The sequence below is a fragment of the Acinetobacter cumulans genome (assembly GCF_003024525.3).
GTDB classification, from domain to species: domain Bacteria; phylum Pseudomonadota; class Gammaproteobacteria; order Pseudomonadales; family Moraxellaceae; genus Acinetobacter; species Acinetobacter cumulans.
Window position 1 is genome coordinate 425,549 of record NZ_CP035934.2, and the last position, 19,702, is coordinate 445,250.

The 19,702-nt window shown below is 42.1% G+C and carries 16 protein-coding genes and 1 pseudogene; 10 read left to right on the forward strand and 7 right to left on the reverse strand.

Features of this window, described 5'->3' with window-relative positions; all coding sequences use genetic code 11:
• The first annotated feature begins 65 nt into the window (after positions 1-65).
• The 3 genes from truB (at position 66) to C9E88_RS01950 (ending at position 2,386) form a co-directional block, all read left to right on the forward strand.
• Positions 66-971, forward strand: a complete 906-nt coding sequence (gene truB, locus C9E88_RS01940; protein ID WP_106983972.1) for a tRNA pseudouridine(55) synthase TruB — start codon at positions 66-68, stop codon at positions 969-971.
• A gap of 33 nt (positions 972-1,004) precedes the next feature.
• The gene (locus C9E88_RS01945; RefSeq protein WP_106983973.1) at positions 1,005-1,778 is read left to right on the forward strand and encodes a sulfite exporter TauE/SafE family protein; all 774 of its coding nucleotides are present in this window, start codon (positions 1,005-1,007) and stop codon (positions 1,776-1,778) included.
• 146 nt (positions 1,779-1,924) lie between these two features.
• The gene (locus C9E88_RS01950) at positions 1,925-2,386 is read left to right on the forward strand and encodes a hemerythrin domain-containing protein (RefSeq protein ID WP_106983974.1); all 462 of its coding nucleotides are present in this window, start codon (positions 1,925-1,927) and stop codon (positions 2,384-2,386) included.
• A gap of 81 nt (positions 2,387-2,467) precedes the next feature.
• On the opposite strand, the gene C9E88_RS01955 is transcribed toward C9E88_RS01950, so the two are convergent.
• Entirely contained in the window at positions 2,468-3,340 is an 873-nt protein-coding gene (locus tag C9E88_RS01955; protein WP_106983975.1) for an EamA family transporter, read from the reverse strand.
• A gap of 189 nt (positions 3,341-3,529) precedes the next feature.
• On the opposite strand from C9E88_RS01955, the gene C9E88_RS01960 reads away from it, so the two are divergent.
• Positions 3,530-5,353 (forward strand): astroprincin family protein, encoded by a 1,824-nt coding sequence (locus C9E88_RS01960; protein WP_106983976.1) that lies wholly within the window; start codon positions 3,530-3,532, stop codon positions 5,351-5,353.
• Between the two features lie 91 nt (positions 5,354-5,444).
• On the opposite strand, the gene C9E88_RS01965 is transcribed toward C9E88_RS01960, so the two are convergent.
• Both C9E88_RS01965 and serA read right to left on the reverse strand, forming a co-directional pair.
• Positions 5,445-6,320 (reverse strand): EamA family transporter, encoded by an 876-nt coding sequence (locus tag C9E88_RS01965; protein WP_106983977.1) that lies wholly within the window; start codon positions 6,318-6,320, stop codon positions 5,445-5,447.
• Positions 6,321-6,437: 117 nt separating this feature from the next.
• Entirely contained in the window at positions 6,438-7,670 is a 1,233-nt protein-coding gene (gene serA, locus C9E88_RS01970; RefSeq protein WP_106983978.1) for a phosphoglycerate dehydrogenase, read from the reverse strand.
• A gap of 355 nt (positions 7,671-8,025) precedes the next feature.
• On the opposite strand from serA, the gene C9E88_RS01975 reads away from it, so the two are divergent.
• The 5 genes from C9E88_RS01975 (at position 8,026) to craA (ending at position 13,648) form a co-directional block, all read left to right on the forward strand.
• On the forward strand, positions 8,026-9,435 hold the full coding sequence (locus tag C9E88_RS01975) for an FAD-binding oxidoreductase (protein WP_106983979.1): 1,410 nt from the start codon (positions 8,026-8,028) through the stop codon (positions 9,433-9,435).
• A 208-nt stretch (positions 9,436-9,643) separates the two neighbouring features.
• Positions 9,644-10,024, forward strand: a complete 381-nt coding sequence (locus C9E88_RS01980; protein ID WP_106983980.1) for a hypothetical protein — start codon at positions 9,644-9,646, stop codon at positions 10,022-10,024.
• Between the two features lie 85 nt (positions 10,025-10,109).
• Positions 10,110-11,171 (forward strand): hypothetical protein, encoded by a 1,062-nt coding sequence (locus C9E88_RS01985; protein ID WP_106983981.1) that lies wholly within the window; start codon positions 10,110-10,112, stop codon positions 11,169-11,171.
• A 99-nt stretch (positions 11,172-11,270) separates the two neighbouring features.
• Entirely contained in the window at positions 11,271-12,149 is an 879-nt protein-coding gene (locus tag C9E88_RS01990) for a pirin family protein (protein ID WP_106983982.1), read from the forward strand.
• A gap of 269 nt (positions 12,150-12,418) precedes the next feature.
• Positions 12,419-13,648 carry a chloramphenicol efflux MFS transporter CraA gene (craA, locus tag C9E88_RS01995; RefSeq protein WP_106983983.1) on the forward strand — a complete coding sequence of 410 codons (1,230 nt, stop codon included), beginning with the start codon at positions 12,419-12,421 and terminating at the stop codon, positions 13,646-13,648.
• A 94-nt stretch (positions 13,649-13,742) separates the two neighbouring features.
• Here craA and C9E88_RS02000 read toward each other — a convergent pair whose 3' ends face one another.
• Positions 13,743-14,042: a DUF3817 domain-containing protein gene (locus tag C9E88_RS02000; RefSeq protein ID WP_106983984.1), complete on the reverse strand. Its 300-nt coding sequence runs from the start codon at positions 14,040-14,042 to the stop codon at positions 13,743-13,745.
• Between the two features lie 157 nt (positions 14,043-14,199).
• Positions 14,200-16,344 carry a YccS family putative transporter gene (gene yccS, locus C9E88_RS02005; protein WP_106983985.1) on the reverse strand — a complete coding sequence of 715 codons (2,145 nt, stop codon included), beginning with the start codon at positions 16,342-16,344 and terminating at the stop codon, positions 14,200-14,202.
• Between the two features lie 239 nt (positions 16,345-16,583).
• Between yccS and C9E88_RS02010 the strand changes: the two are divergent.
• Positions 16,584-17,740 (forward strand): annotated as a pseudogene (locus C9E88_RS02010) (DUF2252 family protein).
• 101 nt (positions 17,741-17,841) lie between these two features.
• Here C9E88_RS02010 and sodC read toward each other — a convergent pair.
• Positions 17,842-18,342: a superoxide dismutase family protein gene (gene sodC / locus C9E88_RS02015; protein ID WP_227865912.1), complete on the reverse strand. Its 501-nt coding sequence runs from the start codon at positions 18,340-18,342 to the stop codon at positions 17,842-17,844.
• A gap of 229 nt (positions 18,343-18,571) precedes the next feature.
• Entirely contained in the window at positions 18,572-19,687 is a 1,116-nt protein-coding gene (locus C9E88_RS02020) for an AI-2E family transporter (RefSeq protein WP_106983987.1), read from the reverse strand.
• Positions 19,688-19,702 lie beyond the last annotated feature (15 nt).

Below are 19,702 nucleotides of genomic sequence, written 5' to 3' on the forward strand. Positions count from 1 at the left end.
AAATCACAGAAATGTTGTAAATATTGGGTTAACATTGCGCAGGATTTCCCTCGCTTAGTGTGATTATGAAAGCATCTTCTCCTAAAATTCAGCGCCGTGCGATTAGTGGCGTATTCCTTCTAAATAAGCCACTTGGTATTAGTTCGAATGGCGCTTTGCAACGTGTTCGCTGGTTGTTCCGTGCGCATAAAGGCGGTCATACAGGTGCGCTTGATCCTTTAGCTTCAGGTCTATTGCCGATTTGTTTAGGAGAGGCCACCAAGTTTTCACATTATTTATTAGACTCAGTAAAACGCTATCAAACCACTGTATTTTTAGGTCATAGCACCACCACAGGTGATGTTGAAGGTGAGGTATTGTTAGAGCAAGCCGTCCCTGAACTGACTGAAGCGAAAGTTTTGGCTACCTTGGCTTTGTTTCAGGGGGATATTCAACAAGTCCCACCGATGTATTCGGCTTTAAAAAAGGAAGGCCGTCCTTTGTATGAATTGGCACGTCAAGGAATTGAGATTGAGCGTGAAGCACGTCCAATACATATTGAAGCGATCGTATTACTGTCATATACAGAGAATAGTATTACTTTAGATGTGACATGCTCAAAAGGAACCTATATTCGTGTCTTGGGTGAAGATATTGCAAAAGCTTTAGGCACATACGGGCATTTAACATATTTACATCGGATTAAAACTGGTCCGTTCGAGCTGATTCCAAGCTATACCATTGAGTATTTGGAAAATTTGACTGAGGAAGAGCGTGAGGCCTTGTTATTGCCTGCACATGCACCTGTATCACACTTAGTTCAAGTCCAAGTACCAGAAGGTCGTGCAGAATATTTCAGTCGTGGCATGGAAAGTAATATTGAGCATGAGGCTGTGGCAGAAGCTTTGGTGTTTGATGGTGAAAAATGTTTAGGCTTGGCTGAAATCACCGCGCAAAAACGTTTGGTTCCCAAACGCGTTTTAAATTTGTAGTTCTCCCATTTGTTTTAATAAAAGGTCAATCTTGTGGACATTGAAATCATCCTGACGTTGCTGTTTTTTGCGTTCTTTGCAGGCGCAATCGATGCGGCAGTCGGTGGGGGTGGCTTAATTCAAATTCCAGCTATTATGAATGCGATGCCACAGCTGTCACCTGCGACAGTTTTTGGTACCAATAAGCTTTCATCTATTTTTGGTACAGCTTCGGCATCAGTTACGTTTTTACGTCAAGTGAAGCTACGTTGGAAATTACTTGCGGTGATCGCCAGTTGTGCTTTTGTCGCATCGTTTGCAGGTGCGGCCTGTGTATCGATGGTGCCTAAAGAAGTCTTGCGTCCGTTTGTACTTTTCATGCTGATCATTATTGCGATTTATACATTTTGTAAAAAGCAATTTGGCCAAGTCCATGTTCGCCAAGAATTGACACCCAAAATATTACTTTTGGCTGCGGTCGGTAGCTTAGCCATTGGCTTTTATGACGGGATTTTTGGGCCGGGTACGGGCAGCTTCTTTATTTTCTTTTTTATTCGTTATTTAAAAGCTGACTTTTTGCATGCATCGGCGCTGTCTAAAATTGCCAATTTAACCACCAATTTAGCCGCGCTCAGCTTTTTTGCACCCACTGGGCATGTGTTATTTGCTATTGGTGGCATGATGGCGGTGGCCAATATTTTGGGTTCCATTGTTGGGGTAAAAGCTGCGCTGAAATATGGCAGTGGGTTTATTCGAATATTGTTCTTGGTATTGGTAAGTATTTTAATTGTACGTTTGGGCTATCAAATGATCATGGGTGAAGCCTAAACAAAATGCTTACAAAAGCGCACTGATTTAGCGTATGAAAAAAGGCTAGCCTGAAATTGATTGGGCTGGCTTTTTTTATGCCCACTACAATTACATTTGTATATTTTGATTGAACATATAGCCCAGCATCAGAGGTCATTAGCAAAATGAATATATTTGAAGCTTTACGCCAAAGTCATGAAAAACAACGCGAACTTGCAGAGCAGTTACTCCATACGTCAGGCGATACACCCGAACGCCGTGAACTGTTTGATCGTTTAAAAAATGAATTATTTGCCCATGCAGTAGGGGAAGATCGCTATTTATATATTCCACTGATGATGACGGATTCAGGGCTAAACATTAGCCGCCATGCGCTGGCTGAACACCATAAAATGGATGAACTCCTCGAGCAGTTGACCGATACTGAATTTAGCAATCCGGGCTGGTTGGCGATTGCCAAAAAGCTGGCAGAAACCGTTCATCATCATTTGCAAGAAGAGGAGCATGGCTTCTTTCAACAGGCGGGTAAAATATTGGATGCCAAGCAAAAAGAGACTTTGGCAACGCAGTATTTAGCTGAGTATCAAAAATATAAAAAAGCAGATAAAGACAGCCTGACAGGATAAAGATTGAAAAGACTACACATGAAAAGAGCGCATGCGCTCTTTTTTTGAATCAGTGAAAACTGTTGCGATGGAGAATTAGGCTTAACTCGACGGGTTCACTTTTTGCTGTGAGCGCAAGGTTACACCGACTGAAGCAATCATCACGCAAAATAGTGCGATCCACTGCAATGTTCCAATTTTTTCTCCAAGTAACAACAGGCCAGTTAAGGCAGCTAAGGCTGGAGATAAGCTAGACAGTGTACCGTAACTCAACTTGCTGAGGACTTTCAGTGCTTTTAAATCCAGCGCATAAGGAATGGCTGTCGCAAGAACTGCAATTGCCAGCGCTTTACCCCAGTATTGTGTTTCTAGCAATGCAGGCGCATCACGGTACAAGCCAATAGGCAGTAGGCTAAGTGCAGATAAGGTGATGGCAATGGTCAGAGCATGCATGCCGATATTTTGATGCACAACTTTTTGCCCAAAATAAATATAAAAGGCCCAGCATAAGCCAGCACCCAAAGCGCAGGCAGCACCAATGATTGAAAAGTCACTGCCCGAGGTTTGGCCCCAAGGCACCATCAATGCAATGCCTGTCATGGCCAAGAGCACCCAAATATAGTCGCTACGTCGCTGAATAGAGAGCAGTGCCAGACCGAGTGGGCCAATGAATTCGAGTCCAACAGCAATCCCTTGTGGGAGCTTGCCCAAAGACATATAAAACAAGACATTCATGAGGCAAAGGGCCGCGCTGTAGCACAGCAGATCATGCCACTTTAAAAAAGATAAGCGCTTTAAAATTTGCCATGAGCGAAACATGAAACAGACAATTAAAGAAGCAAAGCACAAGCGTAGAATAGTGACGGACAGGGGATCGAGCACCAGAAACAATTGCTTCGCAAAAGATGCGCTAATTTGATAAGAGATCATGGACAGTACCATGAACAAGACTGCAATAAGTTGTGCGTTTGGCATAGCCACTCTGCATCTGAACTGGACTGAACACGTGTGGGCAGTATAGCAAAAATATATTTGGCAAGTGGGCTCAATGGGCTTTGAACTTGCTTGTTATATCATGTGAATAATATTGTTCAATTGAACATAATGTAAATAATATCAATAATATGCTGCTTTTTGAAATTATATAAAAACCGAGAAATATAAATGAAATTAAAACAACACGCACATGCGGTGATGGTCGCATGTATTTTAGCTGTGCCTTTGGTGGGCTGTGGCTCGGGCTCAGGTGATGGCTCAGGCAATGAAGTAATTGTGGAAAAATCAGTAAGTGCATTGGTACAAACTGCGACAGGTTCAGCATTGATTGGTGCTGAAATTGGTATCAATGGTCAAAGTTTTACGACCGATGCCTCTGGAAATGCCCAATTTAAAGTGAAATTACCACAGAGCACGAAAATGGTTGTGGTCAGCTTTAAAAAAGCAGGATTTATTAGCCAGTCTGTAGAAGTAAAAGTAGATGAACTTGCACAGATTTCGGCGAATCTGTTACCGATTAAGCAGACTATGACTGTTGCGAATATTGAAGAAGCACAAGTAATTCAATCTGCTTTTATGAATGCGCAAATTTCTATTCCTGCCAATGCTTTTGTATTGCCAAATGGACAGCCTGCAACGGGCGCCGTAACGGTTGAATTGACGCCTTGGGATATTCAAAGTAGTGATTTAAATGCAATGCCAGCCAATGGTGTGGCAGTTGATGCCAAAGGCAATCCTGCAACATTAATTAGTGCGGGTATGCTAACGGCAACATTTACCGACAGCACAGGGCAAAAATTACAGCTTAAAACGGGTGTAAGTGCCGATATACAAATGGATTTACCATTGAATAGTGTGAATAACCAAGCCATGACGGTGGGTACCAGTATTCCAATGTGGTACTTCGATATTACTAAAGGTAAATGGGTTGAAGAAGGTACACCGGGTACTGTCGTGGCATCGCCACTTTCTGCGACAGGCTTAGCAGTAAAAGCAACTGTAAGTCATTTCTCTACATGGAACTGGGACTTTAAATTTGAAAACCCAGCTTCAGTCAATGTGAAATGTAAGTCAGCAAGCACCTATGTGCCATGTCATATTACTGCGCTTGTGGAACTTAAAGATGGTTCTGGTTTGACCAAAACGACGTCTATTTCAGAAAATGGCGTTGATATTATTAATATGCCAACAGAAGGCCAAATTCACTGGTCAGCTAAAGATACGACAGGCACTTTAATTGGTTCAGTGACTTCACAATTACCAAATGATAAAACCGTGGTGATTGATTTGGGCATTCCTGCAACCAGTAATAAAGTACAATGTGTGCTTGAAGATGGTACAGCCGTAGAGTGTAGTGGTGAGTTCACTACAAAAGTGGGAACAAGCTATCAAGCAATCGAGTTTAATGCACCTAAAGAAGGTGTACGCGTGATGAGTGGCTTGAAATCAAGCAATGATTCATTAGTATGGTCAGCGAAAACAGCCATTACTTTACAAGCTGGGCAGTGGGTACGTTATGTGGGCGCAGCGGTTTCAAATAGCAAAGCCGATGTAAAAATTACCTTAAAAGACAAAGAAATTGTGGCTGCTGCTCAAGGCCTTGGTTTTTATGTGCAATGTACGTCTGGTTATGATTACAACACAGGTAAATTGAATGTAAGCAATCCACTCTTGGTGGGTAAGCCATGTGAAATTGAAATGAATGTGTATGTGGATCAATTTAATGCAGCTACGCATAAATTGTATTTTAGTGTGCCGTATGGTGAGAAAAAGCTGATTCATTTACCAAACCAATATGCAGGTTTTGCAGGCTTAGATGAAGGCATGATTAGTAGCTTGAGTTTGAAAGGTCGTATGCTACAAGGTACCTATTGTGGATCTAACTGGGCAGAAGGGTTTAAGCGTGATGCATTGCCAACTTTAATGGTGGCTTTGTATGGTGGTAATGATCCAGTTGAAACTGATACCGCATTCTGTGTAGAACCAAGTTAAGGTTGCTATAACTGAGTTGTTTAGAACCGCGTTTTGCTTTTCAGTCAAACGCGGTTTTTTATTGGTAAAATTAGAATTCAGCAATTTTGGATTAGTTTTGCGCTGTTTTATGTTTTTGCATTGTGATGGTACAGCCAATGGAAGCGCTAATAATGACAGCAAGCGCCAGCCATTGTGTCCACAATAAATGCTCACCCAAAAATACAAAACCAGACAAAGCCGCAACAGCAGGTTCTAGACTCATCAGCGTGCCAAAACTTAAGGCGCTTAAATTACGTAGCGCAATCATTTCTAATGTAAAGGGCAAAGCACTGGCCAATACAGCCAAGCCTATAAAATACAATAAGCTGACGGGTTCAAAGGTATGTGCGGGCATTCCTGCAAATAAGGCCATAGGCATTAGCATACACATGCCGACAAACATGCCAAGGCAAACTGTATGATTACCTGAAACGCCAGAAGGTTTTTGGCCTGCAATAATATATAAAGCCCAACATGCACCTGCGCCTAAGGCAAGTGCGATGCCAATTGGATCGAGGGTTTGTGCGGCTTGGTCAAAAGGGAATAATAAAATGAGGCCTAAAATGGCAAGGCCAACCCAGATCAGGTCAAACTTACGACGTATTGCAAACAGTGCAACACTTAATGGACCAATAAATTCAAAAGAGACAGCAATGCCAAGCGGGAGACGATCAAGCGACAAGTAAAATAGAATATTCATGCCTGCCAAAGCTAAACCGTAGCTGAGGATGGATGACCATTTTAGCTGTCGAAAATTGATCTGCCAGATTTTAAAAATAAGCGCCAAAATTAAAGTACCCAGCAACAAACGCATTGCGGATACGGTCAAAATGGGAAATTGCCCAAAAAGATATTTGGCAAATGAGCCACTACTTTGCATGCTGATCATCGCGATGAGTAAGATCAGAGGGGCTTGCACAGTAGGGCTGATTTTAAAATTTGGCATAAACTAAATTTGATTCGATCACTCGAATAGCGGGAGAGAGACAATAGCCTAATTTTTAAATGTTACAAAAATAAAAAACCACAGCTTGAAAGCTGTGGTTTTAAAACCGCAGTAGAATTAGAACAATACGCGTACGCGGATTGTGCCTTCAACTTCATGCAGTGTATCAAGTGCTTCTTGAGAAGCAGTTGCGTCAACATCCATTACGAGGTAACCAACATCGCCTTTAGTCATTAAAGACTGACCAGAAATGTTAATGCCGTGTTCTGCAAACAAGTTGTTGATTTTAGACAACACGCCAGGCACGTTTTTGTGAATGTGAAGCAAACGGTGTTTGCCTTCAGTCAACGGAAGTGCGATTTCTGGGAAGTTCACAGCAGATAAAGTCATACCTTTATCTGAGTAAGCAACGAATTTTTCACCCACTTCTAAACCAATGTTTGCTTGCGCTTCGATGGTTGAACCACCTACGTGCGGTGTCAAAATTACGTTTGGAATGTTGCGTAGTGGAGAAACAAATTCTTCACCGTTTGCTTTAGGCTCTTTCGGGAATACGTCAACTGCAGCACCAGCAATGTGGCCTGATTTAAGCGCATCAGCAAGGTCTTCAATCACAACACATGTACCACGTGCAGCATTGATGAAGATTGAACCTTCTTTCATTTGTGCAAATTGTTCTTTGGTCATGAAGTTACGTGTAGACGGAACATCAGGAACGTGTAGAGATACAACGTCTGCATTTGCAAGAAGTTCGCCTAGAGTACCTACTTGACGTGCATTACCTAGCGGTAATTTAGTTACTGTGTCGAAGTAAATTACTTTCATACCCATGCTTTCTGCAAGCACAGAAAGTTGAGAACCGATTGAACCGTAACCAACGATACCTAGAGTCTTACCACGAGTTTCAAACGAACCTACAGCAGATTTGTTCCAACCGCCTGCATGTGTATCTGTAGATTTTTCAGGTACACGGCGAAGAAGAAGAATCGCTTCAGCAAGTACAAGTTCAGCCACTGAACGAGTATTTGAGTATGGTGCGTTAAATACTGGAATACCGCGAACCATCGCAGCGTTCAAGTTCACTTGGTTTGTACCAATACAGAAACAACCCACAGCAATTAGTTTGTTCGCAGCTTCAAATACTTCTTCAGTAAGTTGTGTACGCGAACGAATACCAATGAAGTGCGCATCTTTGATCGCTTCTTTCAGCGCATCACCCTCAAGCGCTGTTTTACGGTAATCAATATTTGTGTATCCGGCAGCATTTAATGTGTCGATCGCGTTTTGATGAACGCCTTCTAACAACAAGAAACGAATTTTATCTTTAGGCAAAGAAAGATGTTGGCTCATTACGGCTCCGCTACAAAGGCCAAATTTAGTGCGCATATCATAGCATAGCAATTAGGGCTATATACATTTCCTTTATGACGCTACAATCGTCTATTTGGGCAAATTTGCTGTCATTAATTGTCGTTGCAGGTCTAATTAACTGTGTAATTTACAAAGTGACATTTACAAAATGCTGATTTCTGCGGGTTTCCGTTTAAAAATGCCTTATAATACGACTTCGTGAAAAACGCCAATGCCATATCGTTGGTTTAATCTTCACAATGTGTCTAGGTTTTATTCAGCTAAAAATTGCTAGACAGCGAATAAACCGAGGCACCGAACACCACTTGTTTAATCCTTGCAAGGTCTGAAAACGATGAATGCTCCAGTCGCTTTAACCCCAGAGTTATTGACCCAATTGACCGCTATTGTTGGCGAAAATCGCATTAAAACAGATGCAGATAGTCTCGAAAATTGGGGACGTGACCATACTAAGCACTTCGATCCAAATCCATCGGTAATCGTTTTTCCATCAACGACTGAGCAAGTACAAGCAATTGTAAAACTTGCGAACCAATTTAATGTTGCGATCACGCCAAGTGGCGGTCGTACAGGTTTATCAGCAGGTGCTGTGGCTGCCAACGGTGAAATCGTGGTGAGCATGGACAAGATGAACCAAATTTTGGAATTCTTCCCAGCTGACCGCATGGTTCGCGTTCAAGCAGGTGTGGTGACTGAACAACTTCAGAACTATGCCGAAGAACAGGGCATGTACTATCCAGTGGACTTTGCTTCTGCGGGTTCAAGCCAAATTGGCGGCAACATTGGTACCAATGCTGGCGGTATTAAAGTAATTAAATACGGCATGACACGTAACTGGGTGTTAGGTCTGACTGTAGTCACAGGTAAAGGTGACATCCTTCGCTTGAACAAAGGCATGATCAAGAACGCGACGGGTTATGCGCTGCAGCATTTATTCATTGGTGGTGAAGGTACGCTTGGTTTAGTGACTGAAGCTGAAATTAAGCTTGAGCGCCAGCCACAAGACTTGCAAGTGATGGTCTTGGGTGTACCTGACTTTGAAGCAGTTATGCCAGTACTTCATGCTTTCCAAGCAAAAATTGACCTAACTGCATTTGAGTTCTTTGGTGAAGTAGCAATGCAGAAAGTGCTTGCCAACGGCCATGTACAGCGTCCATTTGAAACGGAATGCCCGTTCTATGTACTTCTTGAATTTGAAGCGCCATTTGAGCCGATTATGGACAAGGCGATGGAAATTTTTGAGCACTGCATGGAACAAGGTTGGGTACATGATGGCGTGATGAGCCAAAGCCTAGACCAAGTGCATAGCTTATGGCGTTTACGTGAAGATATTTCTGAGTCAATCGCGCCATTTACGCCGTACAAAAACGACATTTCAGTACTTATTACACACGTACCTGCGTTTATTAAAGAAATTGATGCAATTGTTGCAGACAACTACCCAGACTTTGAAATCTGCTGGTTCGGTCATATTGGTGACGGCAACTTGCACTTGAACATTTTAAAACCTGAGAATTTAACGAAAGATGAATTCTTTGGTAAATGCCAAGTGGTGAACAAGTACGTATTTGAAACTGTGAAAAAATACGACGGTTCAATTTCTGCAGAACACGGTGTAGGTATGACGAAGAAGCCATACTTAGACTACACGCGTTCAGCGGAAGAAATTGAATACATGAAAGCGCTTAAGCAAGTATTTGACCCGCAAGGCATTATGAACCCAGGTAAATTGTTTGATCTTTAATTTAAAAGATTAAGAATTTAAAACGCATCTTCGGATGCGTTTTTTTATGGAACGTGCGACATCCTTACCGCACTCGCGTATCTTGCACTTGTATTATCTAAAACTGAATTTGGTGCAGAAGCAGCGGAGCTTACATTTACCAAATAGAGTAAGCGGGCAGAACAAGGCATCATGCGCTGTATGGATGTTTGTTTATTTGGATATAAAGATGAAAACAAGTCTGATGACAGCTGCAGCAGTATGTGCGCTGATGTTTACAGGTTGCGCGACCACACAAAAAATTGCCAATAAAGTGAATTTGGGCGGTTCGGATACGCCATTGGCTCAAGTACTAAAAGAGCGTGATGATTTGCGTAAGGAATTAACTACGGTTGAAATCCGTCAGTACTTTAACCGTGTGGAGTCGCCAACGGCCGCTGAAGTGAAAGTGACTGAAACGGGTTTAATGGATGATTCTGTAAAGTCGGTTCGTACGGTGTACCGTTTTAAAAATGTAGATGGGCAGTGGAATAGAGTGGGTACGTCTAAAGAGTTCCAATGCTATCGCGGTAAAAATTCCAAGGCTTTTCAAACAGCGAAATGCCCTTAATAAATCTTTGATTTATGGTTGAAAAATAGGCAGGAATGCCTCATAAAAAGCGTATCAGTTGATGCGCTTTTTTTTGGGGTGAATAATGAATTATAAAAATATTGTATTAATTAAGAATATTTATACAATTTTATTAGAATTAGATATTCCGCAAAACCATCTTAACGAAATTGTGAGTTTTTATGAACTACGGGAACAATTCTTAAATTTAAATAATGAATGGCGCTATGTGTTTCATATAGATGAAAAACTATTAACATCCTTATATGCGTGCCTAAAATCATATAAACAAAATAAAAGTGATAGGAAGCTAATAATTTTAGAAGATATTTCTAAGAAAATTATGGATGGTCTAGCTCAAATTATTTCAGATAATTCTATATCGGATAGTTATTTGGAAGAAGAAATAGTATTGCGGAAAGAATTATCGAAAATTTTTGAAAATAAAAATAAAGAAGTTGAACTTGATCGGTTAATGGAAAAGTTCAAGTCTATTGAAGGTATACAAGTTTCAATAGAACAGAAAAATGAAGTAATTGATAGAGAATACGTTAAAGTTATTGAGAATTTAAATAAATTTGAAGAAAAACACTCAAAATTTAATGTGCTAATTGATCGGAAAAGCAATTCTGAAATTAAAAATCTTTATATTGATATTTATGAAAGAGAAATTGAAATTGCTGATAAATATAGAAATTGGGCATTAATTATTTTTGCTTTTGTTGGCTTAATTTTATTATTAGGATTTTTGAATTTCTCTATTCAAAACTGGAATCATTTAAGAAGTAATGTTTATATTCACATTCCATTGGGCTGGGATAGTGTATTAAAAACACTTATGCTGTTTAGCTTAACAACACCAGCATGGTATTTGACAAAAGAGTCTTCAAAGCATCGTAAAGTCGCATATAAAGCACAAATGCTAGGAACAGAATTAGCTTCGTTCCCTTTGTATGTCCGCGAGCTAAAAGACGAAGATCGTTTAGATTTACGCAAACATTTAGCTGATCGTTTCTTTGGACAAGAGCTTTTTAATGACTCTAAAAATGCATCAAGTTCTGATAATTCTTTAGAACAAATTAAGTTGCTCACTGAAGCGAATAAAGTATTAGCAGAAGCTTTGAAAGCAAAAAAAGCTGTTGAGTAAAATCATCCTAAAACTGCGACACTGAAAACCACTTAGCCTATCGAATCCCTGTACTTGATCGGCTAAGATCAAAGCATCAACAAGAATGCATACAACAACATGAAAACCCTCGCCTTTATTCATAACACCACAACCCAATCCGCTGTAGGTGACTTTTCTCCAGTCACCTCAGTCTTTTCCCATTATGAACTGGGCAATACAGTTTCACCATTTTTACTGCTCGACCACTTAGGCCCCGGCACACTCAAACCCACCCAACTGCGTAAAGGTGTGGACGAACACCCGCACCGCGGTTTTGAAACCGTCACCATCATGTTTAAAGGCGAACTGGAACACCGCGATACCACAGGCGGTGGTGGTGTAATTTATGCAGGCGATGTACAGTGGATGACGGCAGCCTCAGGCATACAGCACAAAGAAGTGTTTAGCGAAGCATTTTCCAAAGCAGGCGGCCCATTTGAAATGCTCCAGCTGTGGGTCAACTTGCCCGCCAAAGACAAAATGAACCCGCCACGTTACCAAAGCCTAAGCAATAACAGCATTCCTAAAGTGACATTTGCAGATGATGCAGGTTATATCCGTGTGATTGCAGGAGAATACGCAGGCCATGTCGGGCCAGCAGAAACCCATACCCCTATGCAAGTGTATGGTGTATTTATCAAACAAGGCCAAACCGTACAGCTACCTGCACAGGCGGGAGATACCACACTCATCTATATGCGCTCTGGCCGTGCAGTATTTGCAGGAAGCGCTGATGAACTGGAAGATAACCACATGGCGGTGATGTCCAGCTTAGGCGAGCATGTTGAAATAACCGCACAGCGTGACTGCAAACTGCTTTACCTAAGTGCTGCGCCTTTGAATGAGCCGATTTATGGTCGCGGTTACTTTGTGATGAACAGCTATGAACAAATACTACAATGCTATGAAGATTTAAAAAATGGCACATTTATACACAGCCCAGCAGAGGGCAGTTAATGTCATCAAGCTGAAAAAATCACGGCATACAATTTAAATAAACACTGCTAAACTGACAGAACTTAAAGCATGCTCCGTGCAACTTTAAGTTCTATTATTGAATACAGCACTTTCTCTTTTTATAAGCACCTTGTGAATACGGTGCAACACAGCATATTTCGCACAGCTTTTTATTTTAATGAATTACAGTGCCTGCCATTGGGCTGGAGTGTCTCTCCCCAAAATTAAGACACGCCCCATGCAGTGTGCACCTTTATATGTAGATAACAATGCAAAATGTACCCGTAACAAAACTGAGCCGTGCAACATTAATGTTTCCGCTGGCTTTGGTTTTATTTGAATTTTCAGTTTATATCGGCAATGACCTTGTACAGCCCGCGATGCTTGCCATTACCAAAGAGTTTGGTGTAAGCAGTGCTTGGGCACCCTCATCTATGTCTTTCTATTTGTTGGGTGGTGCATGTGTTGCGGCAATTTTAGGGCCATTGTCTGACCGCTTAGGGCGTAAAAAAGTCCTGTTGGGTGGTGTGGCATTTTTTACCATCTGTTGCCTGCTCATTTTGCTTACTCAGAACATTGAAAGCTTTTTAACTCTACGCTTTTTACAAGGCTTTGGTTTATCGGTCATTTCAGCTGTGGGCTATGCTGCCATACAAGAAACATTTGAAGAGCGTGATGCCATTAAAGTGATGGCATTGATGGCCAATATTTCCTTGCTTGCACCTTTAATTGGGCCTGTAATTGGGGCATTTTTAATTGATCATGTGTCATGGCATTGGGGCTTTATTGGCATTGCATTTTTAGCCTTTTTAAGTTGGTTTGGCCTCAAAGCCAAAATGCCTGCACCGAAGCAAAGTATACCCAAACAGCCTTTAAGCTATATTGTGGATGATTTTAAACAGGTCTTTAAAAATAAACGCTTTTTAAGCCTGACCTTGGGCTTGCCCATGGTCGCAATGCCTTTAATGCTATGGATTGCACTGTCTCCAGTGATGTTGGTTGAAGAGCTCGGCCTGAGCAGTATGCAATATGGTTTGGCACAGTTTCCTGTGCTCGGTGGGCTTATTTTAGGCAATATTGTGCTGTTAAATATTATTGACCGCTTGGCCCTTGGGCGCACAGTATTGTTTGGTTTACCGTTAATGTTGTTGGGGACTGCCATTGTGGTACTGGGCGTGATGTTGCCTCAGTATTTTATTTACTGCGTGATTATTGGCATGACCTTGGTGAGCTTTGGTGAAGGCATGAGCTTTTCGGTATTGTATCGTTTTGCTTTGATGTCGTCGGAGGTATCCAAAGGAACTGTCGCAGCGGCTGTGTCTGTACTGATGATGTTTGGCTTTTTTATTGTGATTGAGCTGGTGCGCATGCTGTATGAGCAATTTCATATTAGCGCCTATGGTTTTTCTTGTTTGGCACTTATTGCACTGTGGTTTAGTTTCCCGCGCCGTGCATTTATGCGTATTTTGCAGGAACGCCGTGAGGCGGGTGAGTTTTAAACGGCATAACAAAAACCACTACAGGCAGGGCAGATCAATGGTCTTGATCGCATCGCCTTGCCTGAATGTACGGCCGTTGAACTGAGTAGTTCTATTAAACCGACGTTTTTTCTTGTGCTAATTTCTTTAATTTGGCATCAAATACAAAAGGGCCAAATGGCAAGATTGATGCGACTAAACCCATTAAAAATACACTGAGCGACCATTTTTGTTTTTCGCAAACAATAAACAGCACCACAAGAAATGCGATAAATAATACGCCGTGTCCCATGCCAACGTATTTGACTAAAATTGGATTACCCATCATGTACTTTAGGGGCATGGCAATAAACAGTAAAAGTAAAAAGGATAGGCCTTCTAAAGTACCCACAATGCGTAAAGTTTGAATATTCATGGTCATGGCTAGAATGAGAATGAACCTTGAGTGTACTGAAAAGCGATGGGGAAAACAAAAGATTATTTTATTAAAATTAATATAAATCAAATACTAATAACCAAGCTATGCGCTTGGTTATTGGTGTGCCAATACTTTTATATAAGATGCGCTTTGGCTATTTAATATCGCGTCGGAGGAGTTCTGTTTTCAGTGCCAGTAGCTCTGGCAAGGTTTCGAGCAATAGGCTGATTTGCTTGAGCACCAGTTGTAAATGGCTGGATAAATTATCCTGTGCATTCAGTTGTTTTATTTCCAAAAGCTTCTGCTGAATTTCATCCAGCGCTAAATTGGGTTGTAACAGGGAATCCGCTAGAGCAGTTTTACACCACTGTAGTAGGTCGAGTACTTGTGCATCTTGAACTTGTTCGCGGTGGCTACCCAAAGCAGACACATAACTCAGTTGGCTATGGCTATACACCAGATAACGAAAAGCATGGTGAATCAGTTCAGGGTCAGGGTTTGGCTCTGTACTTAAACTGGAAATCATGCTGGCCAGCTCAGTTTGCGCATTATGCGCATCGCGCCGCGCATGGCGATAAGTCATGCTGTTGCTACGGCCACCGATATATTCATCTAGCACAGCATTAAAATACTGTAGCGTGGCTTGTGTGCTTTTTTTGATGGTGCTAGAAATATTACGAAAGTCCCAGTCTGGCCAAATAAAGCTGACGGCAAACCATGCAATCAAACAACCTAAAATAGTATCTATAATCCTTGGCAAAATAATGGCATAACCTGCGCCTTTTAAATTAAAAATCAGCAGTACCATGAGGGTCGCCATCAGCGTCGCCATGGCATATTTTTTGGCACTTAAATAGAAAAAGCAGACCCCAAAAATAATCACCAACAATAATTGGCCTTCGGTACTCGGCACAAAATACAACACTGGAATGCCCAGTAATACACCCAGTACAGTGCCGAGCGTGCGCATTTTTAAGCGACTTTTGGTGGCAAAGTAACGCATTTGGCAAACAAATAAACTGGTCAGTAAAATCCAGTAGCCATTTCGTGCAAAGGGTAAGAGTGAGATACCGTAGCCAACTGCAAAAACAAAGGCAATCCGCACCGCGTGGCGAAACAGCGCCGACTGTGGCGTGAGATGCTGCTTCAGCTTAAGCCATAAATCACGGGCGCCATGAATGTCATCATCATATAAATTGAGTTGATCTAGCTGCTGCGGCAGATGTTCCTGCGGGCTGTTTAAATCATTTAAATGCGCAAAACGCTCCTGCATGCTGTCCAAATTATTCAGCACCAATTGTAGATTTTTTACTTCAATGTTGTGTGGATTATTCTGAATCCAGTCATGCATGGAGCTATGCAAATTCTGTAGTGCGATTGAGGCATTGGCGTTGGGCTGATAGGCCTGACTATTTAAAATACACTGTGCCAGTTCCTCACACGCGATTGCCTGTAGGCGGATATTTTTTTGAATGCGGAAAATCAGATCTGTGCGACTAAAATTAAGGTGAATCTGCTCATAATGCAGATAATTTGCGCTGACCTGTTCGTGCAGATCTTGCGCCAAAAAGTACAGTTTGAGCCAGTAAATGGTTTTTTGATTGGCACGAGAGGCTTTTAGCCGTGTGAGCAATGAGGCCTTTGTGCGATTTAAGCTATCCACCACCGCGCTATTTTGTAGTGGTAAGGCATATAAGAGTTCTTCAACATTGGCGCGATTATCTGGATCAAATAACAGTGACTTCGCATGTAGCACAGAGGCAATTTGTTTAAAGCAGCGTGCCAACTGATCTTGTACAGGCAGTGTCGGCTTAATCAGATAGAACACAATTGCGGTGGCGCCATACCACAGCGCACCTAAAACAAAAGCGCTGGGCTGAAAATACCACGGTGTGTATTCACCAAGGCCAAACATGGTGTAAATGGATAGCAAAATTGTGCCAAAAGAAATCGCAGCATAGCGCTGGCCGAGCGCTCCCATCAAAATGAGGCAGGCACTGGAGAATGACAAATATATGGCAAACAGCACGGGATAGGGATGCAAGGCATCTAAAATACTGCTTACGCTAAAAAATAAGATACACACATAGGCCAAATTACGGAGCCTGATGCTGAGTCGGTCATCAAAGTCTGTCAGTGCGGTGGCAATTGCACCCAGAGTCACAGGCACAATCAGGGTTTCTAACCCAAGAAAATGCAGTCCGAGCGTAGAACCACTCAGCACAATGCAAATTTGCACGCAATAAATTGCCAGTGCATTGGATTTAAAACCTTGTAGTAATGATGGTGGCAGATTCACGTTCAATTTTTACCTATATGGCTCTCAGCAGCATATTGCTTGCTAGCACGCAGGAAAATGTTGAGAACATAATCCCAACAGAAAACATTCGTTCATCTCTGCATTTTAGAGTGAATTAGATGCAGAATTCTGTAAATACTCAAAAAAAATAGACACAAATCATGCCAAAAATAATCAAAAGTGATATTTGTCAGCCGAGGCAACGCAGTGATGCGCTGACAGAAAAGCGCAATTTAAAAATGGCGCGTTCGATTCATGCCTATGTGCGAGGCAATACTGCCAAATACTATGACTGGCTTAAAGCTGCTGAAATCAGCTCGATTCCGCAGGGGCCTGCAGTTTGGATCTGTGGTGACTGCCATACAGGAAATCTTGGGCCAGTGGCCAATGTAGAAGGTCAGATTGAAATTGAAATTCGAGATCTGGATCAAACGGTCATTGGCAATCCTGTGAATGATTTGATTCGTTTGGGATTATCACTGGCAACAGCACTGCGCAGTTCTGATTTGCCAGGCGTAGTCACTGCGCAAATGGTTGAAGCTCTGTATGCAGGTTATGTGCATGCGTTGGAAAATGAAGGCCAGCCTACAGATTTAGTCAATCGGCCACGTGCTGTACATGGTGTTATGCAGCAGGCTTATAAACGTACGTGGAAAAGTTTAGCCAAAGAACGCTTGCAGGGATTAGAACCTAAAATTGAGCTGGGGCGTAAATTTTGGCCTTTACTCAAAAAAGAACATAAAGCAATCGAACAGCTGTTTCGTCAGGAGCATGTCAGTGACTTAGTTATGATGATTGGGCAACGCAGTGAGGCAGATCGTATTCACATGCTTGATGCGGCGTATTGGGTCAAAGGCTGTAGTTCTTTGGGACTGCTATGCTATATCGTGCTGATGGATACCAATCATCATCACATCAGTGAAGGCAGTGACCTTTGCCTCATGGATTTAAAAGAAGCCGCTCGCGCACTGGCGCCACCTATACCGAAGCCTCTATGCCCAGAGACAATGCTGAGCGGATCGTCGAAGGCGCACGGCATTTATCGCCTTATTTAGGTAGCCGCATGCGCGCATCTCAGTTTTTAGATACTTCGGTCTTTATTCGAGAGCTCATGCCTCAGGATTTGAAGCTAGAAATTGAGGGTACCAATCAATTTGAAGCGCGAAATTTAGCCTTTTATTTGGCTTTTGTGGTTGGGCGGGCGCATGTGAGGCAAATGACACAAGTCGAACGTAAGTCATGGATCAAAGAGTTGAAGCGCGCTCAATCTAAAACCATTGATGCGCCGTTTTGGTTGTGGCGTAGCATCGTCGAACTCATTAGCGAGCATGAGGCGGGTTACTTAGAGCATTGCAGACGCTATGCTCTAAGAAATCAGTCGAAATCACGTGGATAAGGCCGTGAATCGTGGGCGCTATTTAGGTCATTGCTGACTGCGGATAAAATCAATTTTATCCACAGTTATTGCCATATCGCTTGATCAATTTATTTGTGTGTTTATTGAATCACACCACATGCAATTCGATCGCCACCACCGCCCAATGCTTTTGGTGAGTCTGAGTAGTTGTCACCGCCAGCATGAATCATGATGGCACGGCCTTGTACATCGGCCAGTTTTAAACGTGGCGCAACCAGCGTCACTTGTGCTGTACCGTCAGCTTGTACATTTAGTAATGGTAAGTCACCCAAGTGGCCTGTTAATGGCGTACCATGATTGGGTGCTTTATTCGGGTTAAAATGGCTACCTGCAGCTAAAGCAGCGCCCATTTTTCCATCTTTGCTGGCAGGTGCACATGATCCGACTTCATGAATATGAAAACCATGTGGGCCAGCAGGTAATTGGCTTAATTGAGTATGAAGCACTAAGCCAGCCTGACTATCTTCCAAGTGAATCGTGCCAATGGTCGCGCCAATACCCGCAGGTGTTACGGCATTAACGCTAACTTGTTGGCTAGGTGCACCATCTTTTAAAGGCATTGTACTGGCACAGCCCAGCATAAATAATGAACCCAATGAGAGGCCAACTAAGGTTTTCGTGGTTTTTTTAAAGTTTAAATGTGGCATGAAAGCATCCTTGGTTTTATAGGGTCATTGCCTATTGAAACAGAGCTTTGCATGAACTGCCATGTAAATTCGGTTTTGCTCTGTAACAGAAAAGGCAAGGGATGAACCTTGCCTTTATATTATTGCGATGATGATATCGCCTAATTTTGATGCGCCTGACGATTTAGTTTTTTAGATCTGAATCATCATCTAAGTCATGTGCTAGGGTAGTTTTTGGCACTTGTACAGGTTCAATATTGGCTTCATGTAGCCATTCACGCCAAATGGCCAACAACACCGCCAAAATCACTGGACCAATAAATAAACCGACCATGCCAAAGCTTGCCAGACCACCTAATACACCAAACATAATTAATAAGAATGGAATTTGTGTTGCACCCGAAATGACCAAAGGTCGAATCACGTTGTCTGCTGTACTCACAATACACACGCCCCATGCCATGACCCCAATTGCTTCAATGGTTTGACCTTGTGAAAACAGCCATAAAGATACCGAGGTATAAGCCACAGGTGGGCCAAATGGAATGAGTGCCAGTATGAAGGTCACTAAAGTGAGCAACATGGGGTTGGGCACACCTGCAACAAAGTAGCTAATGCCTGCTAAAGTGGCTTGTGCGACCGCTGTCAGACCTACACCATAAACAACTGCCCGTGTGGTGTCTGAAATGGTTGCCAAATAATGATGAATACGTGGACCAATCACTTTTTCTAAGGCTTTGCTGGCTTGGTCTAAAATGAGTTGACCATCACGGTAAAAGAAAAATAAAGACATGACGGCAAAACACAATTTAAAAATGTTTTTACTGACTTCATTAATTAAGGCTTTACCATAATTTAAATGACCCTGAACCCAAATTTGCACGGATTGAATAATACTGTTTGGGTCTGTATTTAAATCGTGTAGCGTACGGTTAATTTCTTTACCAATAATTGGCAAGTCACGTACAAATTGCGGTACGTTCAAATGCCCTGAAAATACTTGTTTTTGTAATTCATAATATAAATTACGGCCTTCGTGTTGGAGCAAGAAGATTGCAAAAATTACAGGTAAGCCAACGACCAATACCACCAGTAAGATCATCAGTGTAGCGCTGAGCGTGGCACGCCCTTTACAAGCATTTAAAATGCGCTGATACAGTGGCCATGTCATATAGGCAATAATTGCAGCCCAAACCACAGGCACAATAAAATATTTTAAGACATTAAAGCTTAAAAAGATCAGGACAAAAAACAATCCGAACAATAAGAATTTTTGTAAGGTAGGCGCGTATTGTTGCACTGAGTTCTCAGATGA